Raw genomic sequence first — 15,779 nt, 5'->3', positions numbered from 1 at the left:
GTGTACGGCCGCCGCAGGCGCGGCGACGTCATTATTGTTAGAAGTTTTCCGGCGTCTTGGCCTTCTCGCGGGCCGCGTCGCGGTTGACCAGGCCCTTGGCCAGCAGGTTCTTCAGACAGGCGTCGAGGGTCTGCATGCCCAGCGCGCCACCGGTCTGGATCGCCGAGTACATCTGCGCCACCTTGTCCTCACGGATCAGGTTACGGATCGCCGGGGTGCCGATCATGATCTCGTGGGCCGCCACCCGGCCGCCGCCGATCTTCTTCAGCAGCGTCTGCGAGATCACCGCCTGCAGCGACTCGGAGAGCATGGAGCGAACCATGGATTTCTCCTCGGCCGGGAACACGTCGACCACCCGGTCGATGGTCTTGGCGGCGGAGGTGGTGTGCAGGGTGCCGAACACCAGGTGACCGGTTTCCGCGGCGGTCAGCGCCAGGCGGATGGTCTCCAGGTCACGCATCTCACCCACCAGGATGATGTCCGGGTCTTCCCGCAGGGCCGAACGCAGCGCCTCGGTGAAGCCGTGGGTGTCGCGGTGCACCTCACGCTGGTTGACCAGGCACTTCTTCGACTCGTGAACGAATTCGATCGGGTCTTCGACGGTGAGAATGTGGTGGTATTTGTTGTTATTGATGTAGTCGAGCATCGCCGCCAGGGTGGTCGACTTGCCCGAACCGGTCGGGCCGGTCACCAATACCAGGCCGCGCGGTACATCCGAGATCTTCTTGAAAATCTCGCCCATGCCCAAATCTTCCATGCTCAGGACCTTGGAGGGAATGGTCCGGAACACGGCGCCGGCGCCGCGGTTCTGGTTGAAGGCGTTGACCCGGAAGCGCGCCACACCTGGCACTTCGAAGGAGAAGTCGGTTTCGAGGAACTCCTCGTAATCCTTGCGCTGCTTGTCGTTCATGATGTCGTAGATCAGCGCGTGGACCTGCTTGTGGTCCATTGCCGGCAGGTTGATCCGCCGTACATCGCCATCGACACGAATCATCGGCGGCAGACCCGCCGAGAGGTGCAGGTCCGACGCGCCTTGCTTGGCACTGAAGGCAAGCAGCTCGGTAATATCCATGGGACTCCCCAATCCAATGCAAGCGGGTAGAATGCCGCAGACCCCTGACGGGCGGGCTATAGAGCGCGAGTAATGTCCACGATAGCAGAGAATATTGCAAAGGTTCGCGAGCGTATCCGTGAGGCGGCGCAAGCCTCGCAGCGCGATTCCGAGGCGGTTGGCCTGCTCGCCGTGAGCAAGACCAAACCCGCCGCCGCAGTGCGCGAGGCCAGCGCATGCGGCCAGCGCGACTTCGGCGAGAACTACCTGCAGGAGGCCCTGGCCAAGCAGGCAGAACTGGCCGACCTGGACCTGGTCTGGCACTTCATCGGGCCCATCCAGTCGAACAAGACCAAGCCGATCGCCGAGCACTTCCACTGGGTGCACTCGGTGGATCGCCTGAAAGTCGCCCAGCGCCTGTCCGAACAACGCCCTGCGCATCTGCCGCCGCTGAACGTCTGCCTGCAGGTCAACGTCAGCGGCGAAGCCAGCAAGTCCGGCTGCACGCCGGAGGAGCTACAGGGCCTGGCACAGGCGGTTACACAACTGCCCGGGTTGCGCCTGCGCGGATTGATGACAATCCCCGAGCCGACCGACGATGCTCAGGCCCAGCACGCGCCACTGGCTCGCCTGCGCCAGCTGCGCGACAGCCTGAATCTGGACCTCGATACCCTGTCCATGGGCATGAGCCAGGACCTGGAGGCCGCCATCGCCGAGGGCGCCACCTGGGTACGCATCGGCACCGCACTGTTCGGCGCCCGCGACTATGGCTCGCCCCTTTAACGGCACGCCCCATTTATTAAGGAAGGACGCAAGATGAGTCACCCCCGCATCGCCTTCATCGGCGCTGGCAACATGGCGGCCAGCCTGATCGGCGGCCTGCTCGCCCAGGGCATCCCGGCCGGCCATATCCGCGCCAGCGAGCCGAATGCCGAACAGCGCACCCGGGTCGCCGCCGAGCACGGCATCCAGCTGGTCGAGCACAACGCCGAGGCCGTCGCCAATGCCGAGGTGATCGTGCTGGCGGTCAAGCCACAGGTGATGAAGGCCGTGTGCCAGGACCTGGCGAGCAGCCTGCGTCCCGGCCAATTGATCGTTTCCATCGCCGCCGGCATCCCCTGCGCCAGCCTGAGCGCCTGGCTCGGCGACCTGGCCATCGTGCGCTGCATGCCCAACACCCCGGCGCTCCTGCGCCAGGGCGTCAGCGGCCTGTACGCCAACGCCCAGGTCAGCGCCGCCCAGCGTCAGCAGGCGGAGCAGCTGCTCGGCGCCGTCGGCCTGGCTCTGTGGCTGGACGAGGAGCAACTGATCGATGCCGTCACTGCCGTCTCCGGCAGTGGCCCGGCCTACTTCTTCCTGCTGATCGAGGCGATGACCGCCGCCGGCGAGAAACTCGGCCTGCCGCGCGAAACCGCCGCCCAGCTGACCCTGCACACCGCGCTGGGCGCCGCGCGCATGGCCACCGAGAGCGATGTCGACGCCGCCGAACTGCGCCGCCGCGTCACCTCGCCCAACGGCACCACCGAGGCGGCGATCAAGAGCTTCCAGGCCGGCGGCTTCGAGGCCCTGGTCCAGCATGCCCTGGACGCCGCTGCCAAGCGCTCCGCTGAACTCGCCGAACAACTGGGTAAATAAGGAACCTCCATGTCCGGACTAGCCGAAGCCCTCATCTACATCATCCAGACCCTCGGCAGCCTGTACCTGCTGATCGTGCTGCTGCGCTTCATCCTGCAACTGGTACGCGCCGACTTCTACAACCCGCTCAGCCAGTTCACGGTCAAGGCCACCCAGCCGCTGCTCAAGCCGCTGCGCCGCATCATTCCTGGCTTCGGCGGCCTCGACCTGGCCTCGCTGATGCTGGCGATCCTGGTGCAGCTGGTACTGATGGTGGTGATCGTGCTGATCGCCGGCGCCAACCCCGCCGGCTTCGGCCTGCAGCTGCTGGTGTGGGCGATCATCTCGGTCACCTCGCTGTTCCTGAAGATCTTCTTCTTTGCCATGATCATCAGCGTGATCCTGTCCTGGGTCGCTCCCGGCAGCTACAACCCCGGCGCGCAGCTGGTGAACCAGATCTGCGAGCCGCTGCTGGCACCGTTCCGCAAGCTGCTGCCGAACCTCGGCGGCCTGGACATCTCGCCGATCTTCGCCTTCATGGCCCTGCACCTGATCGACCGCTTCGTGATTGGCAACCTGGCCGCCATGAGCGGCATGCCGGCCGTGCTCAGCCCCTTCATCTGAAGTGGGCTGGTTCCGCTGGGATGGCGACGACCTGATCATCGACTGCCATCTGCAGCCCAAGGCGAGCAAGGATGAGTTCGCCGGGCTGCACGGCGAACGCCTGAAGATCCGCCTTACCGCACCGCCCGTGGAAGGCAAGGCCAACGCCCAGCTGCTGGTCTTTCTCGCCGGCGCCTTCGGCGTCGCCAAGAGCCAGGTCAGCCTGGAGAGTGGCGAGCTGAACCGGCAGAAGCGCGTGCGCATCCGCGCCCCACGACAATTACCGGACCTGCCGGGAATGACCGCCCGGTCGCCTGGCGCGACCTTCGAGCGCAAGTTGTGAAGCGGGCCAATTGACGCCGGCGTTAGCCATCGCATAATGCGGCCATCTCCGGCAAAGCCGCGGGCAATTCCGCCGTTGCGCGCCACCCACCGTTTGTCGAAGCAGGAGTAACCGGATGAGCATGGAACGTCTCAGCCAGCAGGTGGATGCCTACGTCGCCTGGAAACGCGAGCTGATGCGCGAGATCACGCGCTATCGCAGCTGGCTGGCGCACAACCGGCTCGGCTCGGACGCCATGGACGCGCGCCTGGAGCGTGCCCTGCGCATCCTGCGTACCGACCACATCACCCTGGCCTTCGTCGGCGAGTTCTCCCGTGGCAAGACCGAGCTGATCAACAGCCTGTTCTTCTCCGAATACGGCCAGCGCATGCTGCCGTCGCACGCCGGGCGCACCACCATGTGCCCCACCGAACTGTTCTTCGACCCGCGCTCGGAACGCTCCTACATCCGCCTGCTGCCGATCGAGACGCGCATGGCCGACGCCAGCGTCGCGCAGTTCAAGCGTATCCCGCGGCACTGGGTGAACATCCCTCTCGACGCCACCGACCCGGACAACATGGCCCTGGCCTTCGCCCAGGTGGCCAAGACCAAGCCGATGGCAGTGGAGCAGGCGATCCAGCTCGGCTTCCTGCCCGAGATGCTGGAGCCGGCCGGCAAGCCCGGCCAGGTGCTGGTGCCGGCCTGGCGCCATGCCATGGTCAACTTCGACCACCCGCTGCTGCGCCAGGGCCTGCGCATTCTCGATACCCCCGGCCTCAACGCCCTCGGCAGCGAGCCGGAGCTGACCCTGTCGATGCTGCCCAGCGCCCAGGCGATCATCTTCCTGCTGGCCGCCGACACCGGTGTCACCGCCAGCGACATGACGATCTGGAAGGAGCACATCCGCCAGCTCGACGAAGACACCCAGGCCAGCCTGTTCGCCGTACTGAACAAGATCGACGTGCTGTGGGACGACCTGGCCGGTGATGAATACGTCAACAAGGCCATCGGCCTGGTGCAGAACAGCACCGCCAAGCAACTCGGCATCCCCGCCAGCAACGTGCTGCCGCTGTCGGCCAAGCAGGCGCTGATCGCCAAGGTGCGCAAGGACGAGGAGCTGCTCGCGCGCAGCCAGCTGGCCAACCTGGAGCAGCTGCTGTGCGAGCGCATCGTCGCGCAGAAGGAGCGCCTGCTCGAGGAGCGCGTGGTCAACCAGGTGCTGGCCCTGCTCAACAACAGCCAGCACGTGCTCAGCCTGCGCCTGGACAAGGTGCGCGAGCAGCAGGAGCTGCTCAACAACCACCAGAGCGACAATGGCCAGCTGCTGTTCGAGCTGACCGCCAAGACCAAGGAAGACCACAGCCAGCACCACAAGCGCCTGCTCGGCCTGAAGACCAACCAGCGCCTGCTGCGCCGCCAGGGTGACCTGCTGCGCGCAGCGGTACTCCCGGAGCGCCTGGAACAGCACCTGGCCCAGGTACGTCAGGGCCTGGCCGGCAGCTGGACGACCCTGGGCATCAACCAGGCCATCGTGCAGTTCTTCCGCAACGTGGAGAACGACCTCGGCAACCTCGCCCACGAGGCCGAGATGGCCAACAAGATGGTCGCCGCCATCTACCGCCGGCACAACGAGGACAACCCGCTGCACGGCGTCGACGCGCCACAGTTCAACAGCCAGCGCTACCAACGCGAACTCAAGCAGCTGCGCGGCAAAGCCGACCGCTTCCGCCTGCAACTCAAGACCCTGCTCACCGAGCAGCGCAGCCTGACCAAACGCTTCTTCGCCACCCTGGTGCAGGAAGTGCTCGGCCTGCACCAGCGCCTGCGCGGCGAGGCCGAGCAGTGGGCCAACGATGCGCTGATGCCGCTGATGCAGCACACCCTCGAACACAAGCAGATGCTCGAGACCCATATGCTGCGCCTCAAGGCCCTGGCCCAGGAGACTCAGCAGGCGCGCCAGCGCGGCCAGCAACTAGCCGGCTATACCGCCCAGCTGGAGACCCAGCTGGCCCAGGCCAACGAGATGCTCCGCGTTCTGCGCCGCCCGGCGCCGATCCAGCGCCAGGGCAAGGTCGTCACCCTGCCCACCGCGATCCGTTCGCAGAGCGCTGCCGACCCGGCCTAGAACCTGCTTACGATTTTCTGGATTAGAGCCAGACAAGGCAAAAACGGCCGAGGAAGCGGAGTGTACGAGTAGTACATGAGCATTCCGAGGCCGTTTTTAACGCCGTATGGCCGACAGCCAGGAGATCGCAGGCAGGTTCTAAGCCCCGGCAAATCAGCGGCTTAGCCACGGCCCCCGCGCTTGCTGCCGGGGGCCGTGCTCTTTAGACTGCTGCACTTTCCTGGAGCGAGAGCTGGCTCGATGCCGACCGTTTTCCCCGCAGACTCCGTCGGCCTGGTCACCCCCCAGACCGCCCATTTCAGCGAGCCGCTGGCGCTGGTCTGCGGCCGCAGCCTGGCCGACTACCAGCTGGTCTACGAGACCTATGGCACGCTCAACGCCACGGCCAGCAACGCCGTGCTGATCTGCCACGCGCTCTCCGGCCATCACCACGCCGCCGGCTTCCACAGCGCCGAAGAGCGCAAGCCCGGCTGGTGGGATAGCTGCATCGGCCCCGGCAAGCCGATCGACACCAACAAGTTCTTCGTCGTCAGCCTCAACAACCTCGGCGGCTGCAACGGCTCCACCGGTCCCTCCAGCCTCAACCCGGCCAACGGCAAGCCCTACGGCGCCGACTTCCCGGTGATGACGGTGGAAGACTGGGTCAACAGCCAGGCGCGCCTGGCCGACCAACTCGGCATCCACCAGTGGGCCGCGACCATCGGCGGCAGTCTCGGCGGCATGCAGGCCCTGCAGTGGACCATCAGCTACCCCGAGCGCGTGCGCCACTGCCTGTGCATCGCTTCGGCGCCCAAGCTGTCGGCGCAGAACATCGCCTTCAACGAAGTCGCGCGCCAGGCCATCCTCACCGATCCGGAGTTCCACGGCGGGCACTTCCAGGACCAGGGTGTGATCCCCAAGCGCGGCCTGATGCTGGCGCGCATGGTCGGCCACATCACCTACCTGTCGGACGACGCCATGGGCGAGAAATTCGGCCGTGAGCTGAAGACCGACAAGCTCAACTACGACTTCCACAGCGTGGAATTTCAGGTCGAGAGCTACCTGCGCTACCAGGGCGAGGAGTTCTCCGGGCGCTTCGATGCCAACACCTACCTGCTGATGACCAAGGCGCTCGACTACTTCGACCCGGCCGCCGCCCATGACGGCGACCTGGCCAGGACCCTGAGCGTGGCCCGCGCCGACTTCTGCCTGATGTCCTTCACCACCGACTGGCGCTTCTCGCCGGCGCGCTCGCGGGAGATCGTCGATGCCCTGCTGGCGGCGAAGAAGAACGTCTGTTACCTGGAGATCGACGCGCCGCAGGGTCACGACGCCTTCCTCATGCCGATCCCGCGCTACCTGCAGGGCTTCAGCGCCTACATGAACCGGATCGAGGTCTGATATGCGAGCGGATCTGGAAATCATCCAGGAATGGATCGCCGCGGGCAGCCGCGTGCTCGACCTCGGCTGTGGCGACGGTGAACTGCTGGCCCACCTGCGCGACCACAAACAGGTGGGCGGCTACGGCCTGGAGATCGACCCCGAGAAGATCGCCAAGTGCATCGAGCGCGGCGTCAACGTCATCGAACAGAACCTCGACGAGGGCCTGGGCAACTTCGCCGACAACAGCTTCGACGTGGTGGTCATGACCCAGTCGCTGCAGGCCCTGAAGTACCCGGACAAGGTTCTGGCGGAAATGCTGCGGGTCGGCAAGACCTGCATCATCACCTTCCCCAACTTCGGCCACTGGCGCTGCCGCTGGTACCTGACCACCAAGGGCCGCATGCCGGTGTCGGACTTCCTGCCGTACACCTGGTACAACACGCCGAACATCCACTTCTGCACCTTCGAGGACTTCGAGCGCCTGTGCCTGGCCCAGGGTGCGAAGGTGGAAGAACGCCTGGCCGTCGACCACGAACACCGCCACAACCTGGGTAGCCGTCTTTGGCCTAACCTGTTGGGTGAGATCGGCATCTATCGCGTCAGCGGGTCCGGCCTGGCCGATCACCGCGTAGCCGTTTAACCCGCGACGCACCGGAGGACCTCTCATGCGCCGTTTCGCATCCCTGCTGCTTTGCCTGCTCCTCGCCCTGCCCGCGTTCGCCGAACGCAAACAGACCTTCGGCGAACTGGACGTGCATTACAGCGTGTTCAATTCCAGCTTCCTGCAGCCGAACATCGCCGCGGCCGCCGGCCTGACCCGTAGCAAGACCGTTGGCGTGCTCAACGTCGCCGCGCTCAAGGGCGGCCAGGGCCAGGCCGCCAAGGTCGACGGTACGCTGAAGAACCTGCTCGGCCAGACCACGCCCTTGCAGTTCAAGCAGGTGCTGGAGAGTGGCGCCGTGTATTACCTGGCCGAATTCCCGCTGCGTGAGCGCGAGGTGCTGACCTTCAGCATCAACGTGCAGATCGGCGACGGCGCACCGCACACCCTTACCTTCAACCAGGAAGTGTTCCCGGACGAATGACCATGCCCTTCAAAGAACTCGTACTGGCCAGCCACAACGCCGGCAAGCTCAAGGAACTCCAGGCCATGCTCGGCGAACACGTGCGCGTACGTTCGGTCGGCGAGTTCTCCAGCATCGAGCCGGAAGAGACCGGCCTGTCCTTCGTCGAGAACGCCATCCTCAAGGCGCGCAACGCCGCCCGCGTGTCCGGCCTGCCGGCGCTGGCTGACGACTCCGGCCTGGCCGTGGACTTCCTCGGCGGCGCCCCGGGTATCTACTCGGCACGCTATGCCGATGGCCAGGGCGACGCGGCCAACAACGCCAAGCTGCTCGATGCGCTGAAGGACGTGGCCGATGCCGAGCGCGGCGCCCAGTTCGTCTGCGCCCTGGCCCTGGTGCGGCATGCCGACGACCCGCTGCCGATCCTCTGCGAAGGCCTGTGGCACGGCAGCATCCTGCGCGAAGCCCGTGGCGCCGAGGGCTTCGGCTATGACCCGCTGTTCTGGGTGCCGGAGCGCGAATGCTCCAGCGCCGAACTGGCCAGCGCCGAGAAGAACCGCATAAGCCATCGCGCCCGCGCCATGGCCCTGCTCAAGCAGCGCCTGGGTCTGCAATGAACACCTCGACCGGCGGTGGCTTCCAGCTGCCGCCACTCGCGCTGTACATCCACATCCCGTGGTGCGTGCGCAAATGCCCCTACTGCGACTTCAACTCCCATGCCGCTGGCCCCAGCCTGCCGGAAGAGGAGTACGTCGACGCCCTGCTCGCCGACCTCGACGCCGACCAGGCGCACGCCCACGGCCGTGAGCTGACCTCGATCTTCTTCGGTGGAGGCACACCCAGCCTGTTCTCGGCCAAGGCCTTGGGCCGCCTGCTGGAAGGTGTGCAGCGCCGCGTGTCGTTCGCCAGCGATATCGAGATCACCCTAGAGGCCAATCCGGGCACCTTCGAACAGGCCAAGTTCCGCGACTACCGCAGCCTCGGCATCAATCGCCTGTCGATCGGCGTGCAGAGCTTCCAGGAAGCCAAGCTCAAGGCCCTGGGCCGCATCCACGATGGCGGCGAGGCGATTCGCGCCGCCGACATGGCGCGCGCCGCCGGCTTCGATAACTTCAACCTCGACCTGATGCACGGCCTGCCCGAGCAGAGCATCGAGGACGCCCTGTTCGACCTGCGCACCGCCATCGCCCAGGGCCCGACGCACCTGTCCTGGTACCAGCTGACCATGGAGCCCAATACGGTGTTCTGGAGCCAGCCGCCCGAGCTGCCCGAGGATGATCTGCTGTGGGACATCCAGGAAGCCGGCCAGGCCCTGCTGGCCGCCGAGGGCTACGCGCAGTACGAGGTTTCCGCCTATGCCCAGGCAGGGCGCGCGGCGCGGCACAACCTCAACTACTGGACCTTCGGCGACTTCCTCGGCATCGGCGCCGGCGCCCACGCCAAGCTGAGCGCGCCGGACGGGCGCATCATCCGCACCTGGAAGACCCGCCTGCCCAAGGATTACCTGGATGCGGCCAAGAGCTTCCAGGCCGGCGAACGCCTGCTGGACGCCGATGAGCTGCCCTTCGAGTTCCTGATGAACGTGCTGCGCCTGACCGAGGGTGCACCAGCCGCGCTGTTCGAGCAGCGCACCGGCCTGCCGCTGGCCAGCCTGGACGCGGCGCGCCGCGAGGCCGAGGCGCGCCAGCTGCTGCAGCGCGACCCGCAACGCCTGGTCGCCACCCGTGAGGGCCAGCTGTTCCTCAACGACCTGCTGCAGCATTTCCTGCCCTGAACCACAGCGTGCGCCAGCTCTCGGCAGCCCTGCCGACAGACGGTAAACTGCCTGCGCCGAACAATCACAACAAGGACCACCGATGGATCTCGTACTCGACCTGATCGCCACCCTCTCGCGCTGGTGCCGAGGCAACCTGTACGACATCTCGCTGGCCATCATGGCCACCCTCTTCGTGCTGTTCGGCCCCGGCATCAACGCCTGGGTGCAGCGCTCCATCAGCGGCCTCAACTTCGTCCTGCGCACCTTCATCTTCGTGCTGGTCTGCGCCATCGGCTACGGCCTGGCCATCGTCTTCCTCACCCCCTGGCTGGCCAAGGGCCTGGGCTACTTCAACAACTTCACCCTGTCGCCCGTCCTGCTACTAGTCTTCTTCCTGATCGGCGTTCTGGCCGATCGCAGCTAGGGTCGCCCGCGGGGCACCCGGAGGGAGCCCCATGAAGCCGATCAAGCATCTGTATCTGTACTTCCAGGACGGCCAGCGCCTGGCCCTGAAGCTGCCCCAGCAGAGCGACGATCCGGCCGCCGTGGCCCGCGCCCTGCGCAAGCAACTGGAAACGCCGTTCCTGAGCATCGAGGTCGATGGCGACCTGCTGTTGATCCCGCGCGAGAGCATCAAGTACCTGCAGATCTGCCCGATGCCCGTGGCCTTGCCAGAGCTGACCATCCAGGGCGCCGAGGTAATCGACTGACGCCCCAGCCAGGTCGCTATGAAGCGGATCGGCTATCGCCAATCAATCTAATCCCCCTACCCCGCCTGGGTTTACAGTGAATCCAGGCAATCACAGGGAGATGGGTAATCCATGCAGATAAGCGGCTACAGCGGCAACCTGCCCCTCTCGACTCAGGTGATCAACAAGTACGGCCCGACCAATCCCGAACAGGTGAACAAGGTTGTGGACGCTGCTTCCGACCGAGTCGACGAGCGCCAGGAAAGCCGGGAACTGAGCCAGGCCAGCAAGCGCGACGCAGCGGCACAGATCTACAGCGCCAACACTCAACAGCGGCAGATCGAAACCTATCTGGCGGTTGCCAGCGAAGGCGAAGTCGATAGCCAGCCCAGTGTGTTGGAAACCGCTGCAGAACTGCGCAACGCCCAGCAGCGCAATGACCGGGCGCAGAACATCGAAGACATCGCCAGCCGCCCCGAGCGGCCTGAGACCGATCCGGTCCGACCGGAGCCCTACGCAGCAACCCGTGCCTGAGCCGCTTGGCGGACAGGCACAAAAAAGCCGCCCTCAGGCGGCTTTTTTATTGGCCTGCAGCTTACAGCTGCGGACCGGCGTTGCGGATGGCGTCAGACACGTCGAACTTCTTGAAGTTGTCGACGAACTGCTGGGCCAGACCCTTGGCGGCTTCGTCGTAGGCGTTGCCGTCGGTCCAGGTGTTGCGCGGGTTGAGCAGACCGGTTTCGACGCCCGGAACGGCCTTCGGCACGCTCAGGTTGATGATCGGCAGTTGCTCGGTCTCGGCACCGACCAGAGCGCCGCTCTGGATGGCGGCGATCACGCCACGGGTGGTCGGGATGTTGAAGCGCTTGCCAACACCGTAGCCACCTCCGGTCCAGCCGGTGTTGACCAGGTAGACCTTGGAGTTGAAGCCGCGGATACGCTTGATCAGCAGCTCGGCGTACTCGCCAGCCGGACGTGGGAAGAACGGCGCGCCGAAGCAGGTGGAGAAGGTCGACTTGATGCCGCCGCCGCTGCCCATCTCGGTGGAACCGACCAGCGCGGTGTAGCCGGACAGGAAGTGGTAGGCAGCCTGTTCTTCGCTGAGGATCGACACCGGAGGCAGTACGCCAGTCAGGTCGCAGGTCAGGAAGATCACGGCATTCGGCTCGCCACCGAGGTTCTTTTCGGAGCGCTTCTCGACCAGCTCCAGCGGGTAGGCCGCACGGCTGTTCTGGGTCAGGCTGTCGTCGGCGTAGTCCGGTACGCGGTTCTCGTCGAGGACCACGTTCTCCAGCACGGCGCCGAACTGGATGGCTTTCCAGATTACCGGCTCGTTCTTCTCGGACAGGTCGATGCACTTGGCGTAGCAACCACCTTCGATGTTGAACACCACGCCCTCGCCCCAGCCGTGCTCGTCGTCACCGATCAGGTAACGGCTCGGGTCGGCGGACAGGGTGGTCTTGCCGGTGCCGGACAGACCGAAGAACAGGGTCACGTCGCCTTCTTCGCCGATGTTGGCGGCGCAGTGCATCGGCAGCACGTCGGCTTCCGGCAGCAGGAAGTTCTGCACGGAGAACATGGCTTTCTTCATTTCACCGGCGTAGCGCATGCCGGCGAGCAGAACTTTCTTGGCGGCGAAGTTGATGATCACGCAGCCATCGGAATTGGTGCCGTCGCGCTCGGGTACGCACTCGAAGTTGGCGACGTTGAGGATCTGCCACTCGGCTTTGGCGCCCGGGTTGTAGGTTTCCGGGTTGATGAACAGGCAACGGCCGAACAGGTTCTGCCAGGCGGTCTGAGTGGTCATCTTGACCGGCAGGTAGTGGGCATCGGCGGAGCCGACATGCACGTGGGAGACGAAGTGCTCCTGGGCATTGTTGAAGGCCTCAACGCGGTCCCACAGGGCATCGAACTTGTCGGCCGGGAACGGGCGGTTGATGTTGCCCCAGGCGATCTTGGAATCGGTGCTCGGCTCCTGGACGATGAAGCGGTCAGCCGGAGAGCGACCGGTACGATGGCCGGTGCGGACGACCAGAGAACCGTTGGCGGCCAGTTCACCCTCGCCACGGCTGATGGCCTCTTCGACCAGTTGGGCGGCGCTGATGTCGGTGTAAACGGTGGTGTTGGCTTGCGTCATGTGGGTCCCCGTCGGCCGTGGCCGAGTTTCCGATCATTGTGTAGTGGCCCCTGAAGACCACTACAGCAGTAAAAAAGTCGCGGGAGTATGCCAGAAAAGCTTTTTCCTTGGCAGCCTCTTGTCCGCTATAGCCTTCAATAGAGTGCGACTATCGAACTCAGTGGCGCGTTTCCGACGGCGCCTGGCTGTCGCCGGTGGCGAACAGCTGGGCGACATCGCTGGCATCGAACAGGTAGCGCTGGTTGCAGAACTGGCAGTCGATCTCGACCTGGCCGCCGCTCTCTTCCACCAGCGCCTCGGCATCGGCCTGGCCGATACTGACCAAGGCCCGCGCCGAACGCTCACGCGAGCAGCTGCAGCGGAACTGCAGCAGGCTCGGCTCGAACAGGCGCAGCTCTTCCTGGTGATAGAGGCGATGCAGCAGGGTCTGGTTGTCTAGGCCCAGCAGCTCCTCGGCGCTCAGGGTGTCGGCCAGGGTCAGCAGGTGGTTCCAGCTCTCCTGGCGCACGTCGGCATCGGTCTGGTGGTGCGGCGGCAGCTGCTGCAGCAGCAGGCCGCGCGCACGCTGGCCATCGGCACGCAGCCAGAAACGCGTCGGCAGCTGCTCGGAAGTGGCGAAGTAGGCGGTCAGGCTGTCGGCCAGGGTCTCGCCCTCCAGCTCGACGATGCCCTGGTAGCGCTGGCCCTTGGCCGGGTCGATGGTCAGCGCCAGCACGCCATCGGGCATCAGCTCGCGCAGGCCAGCACCGGCGTCGACGGCCTCGGCGTCGTAACGAGCGATGCCGCGCACTTCGCGATCGCTGGAACACTCGATCATCACCAGCGGCACCGGCCCGGAGGAGCGCGCCTGGAGGATCAGCAGGCCATCGAACTTGAGGGTGCCGACCAGCAGCGCCGCGGCGGCCAGCATCTCGCCCAGCAGCTGGGCGACCGGTTGCGGGTAGGGGTGCTTGGCCAGCACGTGCAGGTAGCTCTCGGCGAGACTGACCATCTCACCGCGGACATCGTTGTCATCGAAGATGAAGCGCTGGGTGAAGTCGAACTGATGCATCGCAAACCGCCTGGCGAAAAGGGATGACGGGCCATCGGCGCCTGCAAACGAGCGCGCCGAGAAGTAGTGACCCTGGGAATGTTGCCGATTTTAAGTACAAACGCCGGCGCATCCAAGCCATGCGGCGATGGCCGGCCTTGCCGCATCAGTCGCCGCGCAGCCCGAGCAGCTGGCGGCGCTGCTTCTTGTTCGGCCGCCCGTCGGTCTGCACGCCGAGGGCGCCGGCCTTGCGCAGGGCTGCGGCCTGCTCGCGCCGGACGATGCTGTCGGCGGTCTCTTCATAGAGCAGCTGCGCTTCCGGCGCACCACGACGCACCATCGACAGCGCCCGCACCACCACGGTCCGCTCGTCGAAACCGGCGCGGATGACATATTCGTCGCCGAGCTTCGGCTCCTTGCCCGGTTTGCAGCGCTCGCCACGGCAATGCACCTTGCCGCCCTCGATGGCCTCCTTGGCCAGGGAGCGGGTCTTGTAGAAGCGCGCCGCCCACAGCCACTTGTCCAGGCGCACCTTGTCGTCGTCTTTTTCGCTCATCGCTCGTCCAGAAAAACGTGGTTCACGGTGTGAATCTTGCCTGATGCAGTTGTCACATGGCGCATCTAGAATGCCTGCATCGTCCATGGAAGCCTGCATTGAAGACTTTCGACCACCTTTCCGTGATCGGCCTGCGCGAGTGGATCAACCTGCCGGAGCTCGGCATGATCGGCCTGCGCGCGAAGATCGACACCGGCGCCAGCACCTCGACCCTGCATGCCAGCGACATCGTGCCGTTCGAGCGCGATGGCCAGCGCTGGGTCCGCTTCACCGCGCACTTCGGCACCCTGGTGCAGCGTCGCCACCCGTGCGAGGCCAAGGTGGTCACGGTGAAGACCATCAAGAGCTCCAATGGCCAGGCCCAGGAGCGCTACGTGATCCGTACCCAGCTGACCCTGGGCGATCACAGCTGGCCGGTGGACTTCACCCTGGCCTGCCGCAAGACCATGCGCTACCGCGTGCTGCTCGGCGCCCATGCGCTGGTCGACGGCCAGCTGGTGGTCAACCCGGCGCTCACCTACGTACAAGACAAACCGCAGCTCCCCATTCCCTCCGGTGCCCAATGAAGATCGCCATCCTGTCGCGCAATCCGCGCCTGTACTCGACCCGTCGCCTGGTGGAAGCCGGCACGCAGCGCGGCCATGAGATGGTGGTGATAGACACCCTGCGTGCCTACATGAACATCGCCAGCCACAAGCCGCAGATCCACTACCGCGGCCAGCCGCTGGAAGGCTTCGACGCGGTGATCCCGCGCATCGGCGCCTCGGTGACCTTCTACGGCTGCGCGGTGCTGCGCCAGTTCGAGATGCAGGACGTTTTCCCGCTCAACGAGTCGGTGGCGATCAGCCGCTCGCGCGACAAGCTGCGCTCGCTGCAACTGCTGTCGCGCAAGGGCATCGGCCTGCCGGTGACCGGCTTCGCCCACTCGCCGGACGACATTCCCGACCTGATCCAGATGGTCAACGGCGCGCCGCTGGTGATCAAGGTGCTGGAAGGCACCCAGGGCATCGGCGTGGTGCTCTGCGAAACCGAGAAAGCCGCCGAATCGGTGATCGAGGCCTTCATGGGCCTGAAGCAGAACATCATGGTCCAGGAGTACATCAAGGAAGCCGGCGGTGCCGATATCCGCTGCTTCGTGGTCGGTGACAAGGTGATCGCGGCGATGAAGCGCCAGGCCAAACCCGGCGAATTCCGCTCCAACCTGCACCGTGGCGGCCAGGCCAGCCTGATCAAGATCACTCCGGAAGAGCGCATGACCGCTATCCGCGCGGCCAAGGTCATGGGCCTGTCGGTGGCCGGCGTCGACATCCTGCGCTCCAACCACGGCCCGCTGGTGATGGAGGTGAACTCCTCGCCGGGCCTGGAAGGCATCGAGACCACCACTGGGCATGACGTGGCCGGCATCATCATCCAGTACCTGGAAAAGAACGCCATGCCGGGGCAGACCCGCACCAAGGGCCGCGGCTGAGC

Annotated in this window: 19 protein-coding genes; 15 read left to right on the top strand and 4 right to left on the bottom strand. The window is 65.4% G+C overall.

Annotation, left to right across the window (positions count from 1 at the left end; translation table 11 throughout):
* Nucleotides 1-37: 37 nt before the first annotated feature.
* Nucleotides 38-1,072 carry a type IV pilus twitching motility protein PilT gene (locus IP89_RS17670; protein WP_043310971.1) on the bottom strand — a complete coding sequence of 345 codons (1,035 nt, stop codon included), beginning with the start codon at nucleotides 1,070-1,072 and terminating at the stop codon, nucleotides 38-40.
* 72 nt (nucleotides 1,073-1,144) lie between these two features.
* Here IP89_RS17670 and IP89_RS17665 point away from each other — a divergent pair, with 72 nt between their 5' ends.
* The 13 genes from IP89_RS17665 to IP89_RS17605 all read left to right on the top strand — a co-directional run bounded on the left by IP89_RS17665 (nucleotide 1,145) and on the right by IP89_RS17605 (nucleotide 11,120).
* A complete protein-coding gene (locus IP89_RS17665; protein WP_043310970.1) occupies nucleotides 1,145-1,834 on the top strand; it encodes a YggS family pyridoxal phosphate-dependent enzyme in 690 nt (229 codons plus the stop codon).
* Nucleotides 1,835-1,867: 33 nt separating this feature from the next.
* Nucleotides 1,868-2,686, top strand: a complete 819-nt coding sequence (proC, locus tag IP89_RS17660; protein WP_043310969.1) for a pyrroline-5-carboxylate reductase — start codon at nucleotides 1,868-1,870, stop codon at nucleotides 2,684-2,686.
* A 9-nt stretch (nucleotides 2,687-2,695) separates the two neighbouring features.
* Nucleotides 2,696-3,289, top strand: coding sequence for a YggT family protein (locus tag IP89_RS17655; protein WP_043310967.1), 594 nt, complete (start codon nucleotides 2,696-2,698; stop codon nucleotides 3,287-3,289).
* A gap of 1 nt (nucleotide 3,290) precedes the next feature.
* On the top strand, nucleotides 3,291-3,611 hold the full coding sequence (locus IP89_RS17650) for a DUF167 domain-containing protein (protein ID WP_043310966.1): 321 nt from the start codon (nucleotides 3,291-3,293) through the stop codon (nucleotides 3,609-3,611).
* A 115-nt stretch (nucleotides 3,612-3,726) separates the two neighbouring features.
* On the top strand, nucleotides 3,727-5,715 hold the full coding sequence (locus IP89_RS17645; RefSeq protein ID WP_043310964.1) for a dynamin-like GTPase family protein: 1,989 nt from the start codon (nucleotides 3,727-3,729) through the stop codon (nucleotides 5,713-5,715).
* 240 nt (nucleotides 5,716-5,955) lie between these two features.
* The gene (locus tag IP89_RS17640) at nucleotides 5,956-7,095 is read left to right on the top strand and encodes a homoserine O-acetyltransferase (RefSeq protein ID WP_043310962.1); all 1,140 of its coding nucleotides are present in this window, start codon (nucleotides 5,956-5,958) and stop codon (nucleotides 7,093-7,095) included.
* 1 nt (nucleotide 7,096) lies between these two features.
* Complete coding sequence (metW, locus tag IP89_RS17635; protein WP_043310960.1) at nucleotides 7,097-7,717, top strand: methionine biosynthesis protein MetW; 621 nt, start codon at nucleotides 7,097-7,099, stop codon at nucleotides 7,715-7,717.
* 25 nt (nucleotides 7,718-7,742) lie between these two features.
* Nucleotides 7,743-8,162 carry a DUF4426 domain-containing protein gene (locus IP89_RS17630; RefSeq protein WP_043310958.1) on the top strand — a complete coding sequence of 140 codons (420 nt, stop codon included), beginning with the start codon at nucleotides 7,743-7,745 and terminating at the stop codon, nucleotides 8,160-8,162.
* Between the two features lie 2 nt (nucleotides 8,163-8,164).
* Entirely contained in the window at nucleotides 8,165-8,758 is a 594-nt protein-coding gene (gene rdgB, locus IP89_RS17625; protein ID WP_177326899.1) for an RdgB/HAM1 family non-canonical purine NTP pyrophosphatase, read from the top strand.
* Nucleotides 8,755-9,915, top strand: a complete 1,161-nt coding sequence (gene hemW / locus IP89_RS17620; RefSeq protein WP_043310955.1) for a radical SAM family heme chaperone HemW — start codon at nucleotides 8,755-8,757, stop codon at nucleotides 9,913-9,915. Before rdgB ends, hemW begins: the two co-directional genes overlap by 4 nt.
* 82 nt (nucleotides 9,916-9,997) lie before the next feature.
* On the top strand, nucleotides 9,998-10,321 hold the full coding sequence (locus IP89_RS17615; protein WP_043310954.1) for a DUF3392 domain-containing protein: 324 nt from the start codon (nucleotides 9,998-10,000) through the stop codon (nucleotides 10,319-10,321).
* A gap of 31 nt (nucleotides 10,322-10,352) precedes the next feature.
* The gene (locus tag IP89_RS17610; RefSeq protein WP_043310952.1) at nucleotides 10,353-10,607 is read left to right on the top strand and encodes a hypothetical protein; all 255 of its coding nucleotides are present in this window, start codon (nucleotides 10,353-10,355) and stop codon (nucleotides 10,605-10,607) included.
* 111 nt (nucleotides 10,608-10,718) lie between these two features.
* Nucleotides 10,719-11,120: a hypothetical protein gene (locus IP89_RS17605; RefSeq protein ID WP_043310951.1), complete on the top strand. Its 402-nt coding sequence runs from the start codon at nucleotides 10,719-10,721 to the stop codon at nucleotides 11,118-11,120.
* A 61-nt stretch (nucleotides 11,121-11,181) separates the two neighbouring features.
* Here IP89_RS17605 and IP89_RS17600 read toward each other — a convergent pair whose 3' ends face one another.
* From IP89_RS17600 to IP89_RS17590, 3 genes are all read right to left on the bottom strand, one after another.
* Nucleotides 11,182-12,723, bottom strand: coding sequence for a phosphoenolpyruvate carboxykinase (locus IP89_RS17600; RefSeq protein ID WP_043310949.1), 1,542 nt, complete (start codon nucleotides 12,721-12,723; stop codon nucleotides 11,182-11,184).
* Nucleotides 12,724-12,880: 157 nt separating this feature from the next.
* Nucleotides 12,881-13,774 carry an Hsp33 family molecular chaperone HslO gene (hslO, locus tag IP89_RS17595; protein ID WP_043310947.1) on the bottom strand — a complete coding sequence of 298 codons (894 nt, stop codon included), beginning with the start codon at nucleotides 13,772-13,774 and terminating at the stop codon, nucleotides 12,881-12,883.
* Between the two features lie 145 nt (nucleotides 13,775-13,919).
* Nucleotides 13,920-14,309, bottom strand: a complete 390-nt coding sequence (locus IP89_RS17590) for an RNA-binding S4 domain-containing protein (protein ID WP_043310946.1) — start codon at nucleotides 14,307-14,309, stop codon at nucleotides 13,920-13,922.
* Between the two features lie 98 nt (nucleotides 14,310-14,407).
* Here IP89_RS17590 and IP89_RS17585 point away from each other — a divergent pair, with 98 nt between their 5' ends.
* Nucleotides 14,408-14,875: an ATP-dependent zinc protease gene (locus IP89_RS17585; RefSeq protein WP_043310944.1), complete on the top strand. Its 468-nt coding sequence runs from the start codon at nucleotides 14,408-14,410 to the stop codon at nucleotides 14,873-14,875.
* Nucleotides 14,872-15,777 (top strand): 30S ribosomal protein S6--L-glutamate ligase, encoded by a 906-nt coding sequence (gene rimK / locus IP89_RS17580; RefSeq protein ID WP_043310940.1) that lies wholly within the window; start codon nucleotides 14,872-14,874, stop codon nucleotides 15,775-15,777. The genes IP89_RS17585 and rimK overlap by 4 nt, the downstream gene beginning before the upstream one ends.
* Nucleotides 15,778-15,779 lie beyond the last annotated feature (2 nt).

This window comes from Pseudomonas sp. ML96 (genome assembly GCF_000761545.1).
GTDB lineage: Bacteria > Pseudomonadota > Gammaproteobacteria > Pseudomonadales > Pseudomonadaceae > Aquipseudomonas.
Note: the sequence above shows the minus strand (reverse complement) of the source record. Positions and strands in the feature narration are given on the sequence as shown.

Coding starts and splice junctions, on each gene's coding strand:
- IP89_RS17670 (WP_043310971.1), bottom strand. CDS start 1,072: ATGGATATTACCGAGCTGCTTGCCTTCAGTGCCAAGCAAGGCGCGTCG.
- IP89_RS17665 (WP_043310970.1), top strand. CDS start 1,145: ATGTCCACGATAGCAGAGAATATTGCAAAGGTTCGCGAGCGTATCCGT.
- proC (WP_043310969.1), top strand. CDS start 1,868: ATGAGTCACCCCCGCATCGCCTTCATCGGCGCTGGCAACATGGCGGCC.
- IP89_RS17655 (WP_043310967.1), top strand. CDS start 2,696: ATGTCCGGACTAGCCGAAGCCCTCATCTACATCATCCAGACCCTCGGC.
- IP89_RS17645 (WP_043310964.1), top strand. CDS start 3,727: ATGAGCATGGAACGTCTCAGCCAGCAGGTGGATGCCTACGTCGCCTGG.
- IP89_RS17640 (WP_043310962.1), top strand. CDS start 5,956: ATGCCGACCGTTTTCCCCGCAGACTCCGTCGGCCTGGTCACCCCCCAG.
- metW (WP_043310960.1), top strand. CDS start 7,097: ATGCGAGCGGATCTGGAAATCATCCAGGAATGGATCGCCGCGGGCAGC.
- IP89_RS17630 (WP_043310958.1), top strand. CDS start 7,743: ATGCGCCGTTTCGCATCCCTGCTGCTTTGCCTGCTCCTCGCCCTGCCC.
- rdgB (WP_177326899.1), top strand. CDS start 8,165: ATGCCCTTCAAAGAACTCGTACTGGCCAGCCACAACGCCGGCAAGCTC.
- hemW (WP_043310955.1), top strand. CDS start 8,755: ATGAACACCTCGACCGGCGGTGGCTTCCAGCTGCCGCCACTCGCGCTG.
- IP89_RS17615 (WP_043310954.1), top strand. CDS start 9,998: ATGGATCTCGTACTCGACCTGATCGCCACCCTCTCGCGCTGGTGCCGA.
- IP89_RS17610 (WP_043310952.1), top strand. CDS start 10,353: ATGAAGCCGATCAAGCATCTGTATCTGTACTTCCAGGACGGCCAGCGC.
- IP89_RS17605 (WP_043310951.1), top strand. CDS start 10,719: ATGCAGATAAGCGGCTACAGCGGCAACCTGCCCCTCTCGACTCAGGTG.
- IP89_RS17600 (WP_043310949.1), bottom strand. CDS start 12,723: ATGACGCAAGCCAACACCACCGTTTACACCGACATCAGCGCCGCCCAA.
- hslO (WP_043310947.1), bottom strand. CDS start 13,774: ATGCATCAGTTCGACTTCACCCAGCGCTTCATCTTCGATGACAACGAT.
- IP89_RS17590 (WP_043310946.1), bottom strand. CDS start 14,309: ATGAGCGAAAAAGACGACGACAAGGTGCGCCTGGACAAGTGGCTGTGG.
- rimK (WP_043310940.1), top strand. CDS start 14,872: ATGAAGATCGCCATCCTGTCGCGCAATCCGCGCCTGTACTCGACCCGT.